This window comes from Vibrio sp. 10N.222.47.A9 (assembly GCF_963872585.1).
GTDB lineage: Bacteria > Pseudomonadota > Gammaproteobacteria > Enterobacterales > Vibrionaceae > Vibrio > Vibrio splendidus.
This window is the reverse complement of sequence record NZ_CAWNBB010000032.1, coordinates 169-5,440: the sequence shown is the minus strand read 5'-3', so window position 1 is coordinate 5,440 and position 5,272 is coordinate 169. Positions and strand designations below refer to the sequence as shown.

5 protein-coding genes and 2 pseudogenes are annotated in these 5,272 nt (G+C 38.1%); 6 read left to right on the top strand and 1 reads right to left on the bottom strand.

The genetic code is table 11. The features are described from left to right. Nucleotides 1–27: 27 nt before the first annotated feature. The 3 genes and pseudogenes from AACT19_RS09465 to AACT19_RS09455 form a co-directional block, all read left to right on the top strand. A complete protein-coding gene (locus AACT19_RS09465) occupies nt 28–189 on the top strand; it encodes a hypothetical protein (protein WP_165689841.1) in 162 nt (53 codons plus the stop codon). Nucleotides 190–312: 123 nt separating this feature from the next. Beyond that, nucleotides 313–594: a hypothetical protein gene (locus tag AACT19_RS09460; protein WP_242658937.1), complete on the top strand. Its 282-nt coding sequence runs from the start codon at nt 313–315 to the stop codon at nt 592–594. An 82-nt stretch (nt 595–676) separates the two neighbouring features. After that, a pseudogene (locus tag AACT19_RS09455) lies at nt 677–808 on the top strand (IS110 family transposase); the annotation flags it as partial. An 800-nt stretch (nt 809–1,608) separates the two neighbouring features. Here AACT19_RS09455 and AACT19_RS09450 read toward each other — a convergent pair. Then, nucleotides 1,609–2,439 carry a 5'-nucleotidase, lipoprotein e(P4) family gene (locus AACT19_RS09450; protein ID WP_076646061.1) on the bottom strand — a complete coding sequence of 277 codons (831 nt, stop codon included), beginning with the start codon at nt 2,437–2,439 and terminating at the stop codon, nt 1,609–1,611. Between the two features lie 1,236 nt (nt 2,440–3,675). On the opposite strand from AACT19_RS09450, the gene AACT19_RS09445 reads away from it, so the two are divergent. The 3 genes and pseudogenes from AACT19_RS09445 to AACT19_RS09435 all read left to right on the top strand — a co-directional run. Further along, a complete protein-coding gene (locus AACT19_RS09445) occupies nt 3,676–3,996 on the top strand; it encodes a type II toxin-antitoxin system MqsR family toxin (RefSeq protein ID WP_048659135.1) in 321 nt (106 codons plus the stop codon). A 21-nt stretch (nt 3,997–4,017) separates the two neighbouring features. Continuing rightward, nucleotides 4,018–4,428, top strand: a complete 411-nt coding sequence (locus AACT19_RS09440; protein ID WP_048659136.1) for a type II toxin-antitoxin system MqsA family antitoxin — start codon at nt 4,018–4,020, stop codon at nt 4,426–4,428. A 619-nt stretch (nt 4,429–5,047) separates the two neighbouring features. Then, a pseudogene (locus tag AACT19_RS09435) lies at nt 5,048–5,272 on the top strand (IS6 family transposase); the annotation flags it as partial.

Here is a 5,272-nt window from a genome sequence, read left to right as displayed (position 1 = left end):
TAAAACTTTGCGACAGAACCCGAAATCGTGGTTGTTTATGTTGACGAGGTTGAATTTAAAGGTGCTGGCGGTAAGTGGTCTAAACAAGGCTTCCGTTGGGCTATTGTAGAGCCTCACTTAACCGAAGAAGAGGTCAAAAACTGGCTACTCAATAACGGCCTTTCTACTGTGCCGTTTCTTAGGGGGTAAAAGTCAAGGTATGGCGAAACACTGTAATGAATTAGACGGACATCCTATATGATTCAATACTCTTGTCATCTCTGATGATATTTAAAGAGTATTTTCGTTAATGTAAAAATAAAGGATTTAACAATGGAAACGACAATTAAGAAACTCAATCAACTACTGCTGCAATCCCATACCGTTATTGACAAAACAACGGAAGGTGGGGTTTCGGTGGGTGTGGCTCAGTATGTTCCAGAACTAAATGCGGCGGTCGGTTACTTGCAGAATAACCGTAACATGAAAATCGCAATTTCAGTTAAACTGCAGAGCCCTACAGTGCATTTAGTGATTGGTCACAAGGGTGGGAATAATATTAATGTAGAGAAAGAATATCCATCGCTCGCAAGCCTAACGGTAACGACACGCTAAATTTTAGGGAGGGAGATTGAAAATAAAGTGTCAGGTATTTTACATTTTAAATCATTAACGTAGGATAATTTACTAATTCCCTGTCTACCCCTTAGTCGCCAGACTAGGCATAAAATGCGCTGCCGTGGCCTTGGCGAATAAAACTGTAAGAACCGCTTTTGTAATGCTAACCCAAGGCACTGAGTACAAGGCGAAAATAATATTAGATTGTTAATGTGTTCAAATAATAAAATGCTAAATCGAAGATGAAAATCAACCAGTACAAGCAGTGAGCCGCAAAGAGCATCAAGCTCGTAAAATAGAATTGTTTACTGGTCCGCGTAAATATCACAGAGTCTGGGTTCGCTACCCTGTCAGAACTCGTACATAAGCACGCATTAATTCATCGACCACCCATTTTGTTGTTGACAGCGGGGAGTTTACATAAGCGGCTCGGACAATGTTTGAAGAATTTTACCTTCTCTTGTTAAGATTGATAAGACTGAGCTGCCGCCTTCATCTTTTAATATTCCTTACTTTAAACTTTGGAAAAGTGAGAGGGTTGATCTAGATTTTGAAAAGTTGACAGAACAGTGGAAGTCTTAACTGGCTTCTAATCGGGTAGCCGGAGGTATTTACCCTCCAGCCCCCACACCACCCTGTATGCGGATCCGCACAGGGCGGTTCATTCAGAACGCCTAATCTATATTTTCTGATTTGGGTATTGAACAGCAATCCATCCATCTCTTAGTGAAAACAATCCTGCTTTTTTAAGGTAATGATTACTTAGCGCTTGCTGTATCCCGGGTGTTTTCGAACTGCATAAGCGGGAAGTGTGGACTATGTTGAAACAAGATCAGATAGATATTGAAGGCCAGACGGCCTTTGAACGATTCTACGCACTCGCAGTATAATTGTGTCTGTAGAGTGGGTCTGTCACGCCTCTAACTAGATTTGCGACAGAACCATTCTACTCGTTAGCAGCCTAGTTGCACCTGAAAATCAGTACGCCTGCATTTCCGCAGTACTTTTATCTTACTTGTTATCCCAAGCAGTCTTAGATGCTGCTTTCTTTAATATTAATCGATTTTTATCACTAGCCGACGGCTCAGATTGCCCAAAGATAGCGGCTAACCACTGTCCATCAGTTGGGTTGGGGAATAGCACATACTTCATACCATACATATCACGATCTTCTTCCATTTTAGCAATGCGTCCTTCAATATCCCCTTTAATATAATATTTACGACGGAAGTCATTCAGGTTGTCACCAAGGAATACAGCAACGTCATAACTTTTCATTATTTCGTCCTGTCGCTTTTCCTTATTTGATGTATCACGTAGTACGGTAAGGTGAGATTCGTCTTTTAGTGGAAATTTCAAATGACGGATATTTCCAAGTGCATATTCAACTGTTTTTTCACCTTGATCACGACTAGTAATATAGAAAATCTCGACACCATTCTCATCACAAAAATCTAGAAAGTCTTTAGCTCCCGGTGAGGCAATCATTCCATTGGTTGGAATCCACTTATCCCAAATAGAGTCATCAAAAAAATCAAGATTTTTATTAACTAGATCCCCCCAATAAGCGAGGGGTTGAGCTAGTGTATCATCAAAATCAGATACAATAGCAATTGGCTTATCACCTTCTTTGTGATTAGCAAGTGCCGCTTCTACATGCATTCTTGCAACATTAAATCCTTGATAATAAAGAGCTTGATACTCAGCAGCTGTTTGCTTCCAAGCTACTGAATATAATAAGGGATTATCCCCCATCACATTTTTATCAGCAATAGCGACAGAGGTGCTAAATACACTACATATAGCTAAAGTCTTAAATACCCGTAAAAATAAAGTCGTCATAGTATTATTCCATCCATTGGTTAATTATATAATTTACTGTAGTAAAACAAGTTGCGTACATTTAATGAGAGATGAAAATGACTCTTGACCAGCGGGATTTTGATCCATTAACAAATCGATCTAAGGTCTATTCCCATGCATAACATTTAGCTATTACAGCAACAATTGCTACTGATTGCACAATATTTGTACGCTAATTTCGACGGTTAATACTTGGCTTTTGTCAATAAGGCATTACTGATCAATTTAATGCGCACCTGGTTACATATTTTTCAATTTAGGTGTTCATACTATTAAATATTAACTTTAGTAATCGAAATCACTTTATAAGTTGATTGTTTTTACAATATATTTAACCTATCATAAATACGTTGTTATTAATTATTTTGTAACCTTGCAGTTAAAAATAAATTAACCACTTTAAATACTTGTGCAATTAATATTGTTGCCATAATAGGATGAAATAAACACTGAAAATGTGACTAACATCAAGATACATCATCACTATAAATAGCTTTAAATTAATTAAATTATTCATTGTTTGATTAAATATCCACATTTTTTACTCAACCTTACTTAGGCCGTCTGTATTTTATAGATTGATTCATCAGTAGTGAATAACATCTCAGTTATTCCTTTTTAAATACATTAGCGTTTTATTAAATATTGTTATGTTGATCACGATATTCATATATTGAACCGTAAGCATCGGCACTGACGGATCCCCTCATAATTTCCCTAGTCCTGAGTTGTGTGCGAGTCTTGCGATGTTGATTATACATTACATTGAACTGAATCACGGTAAGCATACACCAGTACACACTAGCTATCTACGTAAACAGGTTAGTAAGTCACTGTGTAAAGAATTAACCTCAAATCATTTTTTGGTCGGTTTAAGAAAGTTGTCAGACAATGGTTATTTGGTTTATCAGCCGAATGAAAACAAGTTGCTTAATTCTTCTGCTAAAGAGAATGAGAATATGTGGCAACTTACTAGCAAAGGTCGGATATATGCTGAGGAATTACATTCTTCCAGAATGCGTCCTAAACGAACTTACACCAAGAAATCAAACAAATGAAACCGTGTCCATTGAGGAGTAACTTTGTGTACTCTACATAGAATACGTTTTCATTGGGCTTTAGACTCAGTACCATACAAGTTTCATAAGTGTAAAATTACTTGACACTATTGGCTTATACATAAATAATAACCCTTAAAGGGTAATGGGGCTTGCAATGACAACCAGCTTTACTACTCCAAGTTACGATCTTTATTTGATAAAAAAAACATTCTCTAAAGTTGATAAGCTTCGGTTTACAAAGTCAGCTCGTCAGGGGTACGTAGAGCTAGGTATGGATGAACAGGATGTGGTGGACGTAATAAAATCATTACAACCATCCGACTTCTATAAAACCATGCCATCCGATAAGCGACCTGATCTTGGCTACTTTGATGTTTATCGAACGTCTTGGTGTGGCGTCGATATCTACACTAAATTTCAAGATATCGGAAGCGGCTTTATCAGTATGTACATTGTCTCTTTTAAGAGAAAATAATTGTTTGTAGAGGCACATAGTATGGGTAACTTTAACGGTAAATCTTGTCCTTTTTGTGGAGAAGGTGTTATGAATCGAGAAAATCGTGATACCGAATACCATTACAAAGGACACACACTATTAATCCAACAGCCAGGCATACACTGCTCCTGCTGTGAAGAAGCGATTCTTGAGCCTGATGATGTAAAATTCAACCGTATTGATATTCAAGCATTTAGGGCAAGAGTCGATGGAATTATTGAACCGAAAAAAATTCGTAGTATCCGAAAAGCACTAGGGCTAAATCAAAAGGACGCTGGAGAACTATTTGGTGGCGGACACAATGCTTTTTCTCGTTACGAACGAGGGGAGCTAGCCCCTCCTAAAGCATTAAGTATGTTGTTAGACCTTTTGGATTCACACAAAGAAATCCGAAAGGAGATCTTAAAATAAAAAACCTCTTACAAAAAGAAGCAACCCCATTGGTGCTTCTTTTTGACCGCATTATTGGAGTTATGTACAGCCGCGTTACTCCACCACGAAGAACGCCTCCCGACGGAGGCGTTCTTTTATATGCATTTCAACGTTAAGCAGGATCTTCCAAGTTCGCCTTATCTGCTTCCACAAAAGGCTTGAATTCATCGTGAGTAATGCGCGTTTTGTTTAGCTCTTTCTTTGCTGTCCATTGCGTATTATCTATTAGATACTTTCTGTTGTATGCCGATTTGGATTTACTAACTAGCCCAAATGATAATCCATTTCATGATCTTCACTAAAATTCACATATTCCCAATCATTCATTACGTATAACCTTTTTATTTCACCCATTAAGGTACAACTATTGCACCATATTCAAATCTGGGCACTGAAACTACTCTTTTCAAGAGCTACTAGGCAAAAAATCCGGTGTTTATTAGGTCCATTATGGTAAATAGCCCAATTAAGGGTGATTTTATTCGTCACGGAAGGGGATGCTTACAGGACCTTATCGACGGCTTTTTTAGGTTCTGTCGCAAAGTTTGACTAAACTACGGTAAAATACCGTAGTTCTTACCAATCGGATGTTCTCATTATGTTTAAAGGCTGTCAGTTTCCGTCCGCTATTATTCTTCTCTCCGTACGTTATTACCTAGCTTACAAGCTCAGTTATCGTGAAATTGAAGAGATCCTCTCTGAGCGTGGACTGTCAATTGATCACTCAACCCTCAATCGATGGGTCATTAAATTCAGTCCATTATTAGAGCATCGAGCTCGTAATAAAAAGAAGCCGGTGGCTTCTTCCTGGCGAATGGATGAA

Coding starts and splice junctions, on each gene's coding strand:
- AACT19_RS09460 (WP_242658937.1), top strand. CDS start 313: ATGGAAACGACAATTAAGAAACTCAATCAACTACTGCTGCAATCCCAT.
- AACT19_RS09445 (WP_048659135.1), top strand. CDS start 3,676: ATGACAACCAGCTTTACTACTCCAAGTTACGATCTTTATTTGATAAAA.
- AACT19_RS09450 (WP_076646061.1), bottom strand. CDS start 2,439: ATGACGACTTTATTTTTACGGGTATTTAAGACTTTAGCTATATGTAGT.
- AACT19_RS09440 (WP_048659136.1), top strand. CDS start 4,018: ATGGGTAACTTTAACGGTAAATCTTGTCCTTTTTGTGGAGAAGGTGTT.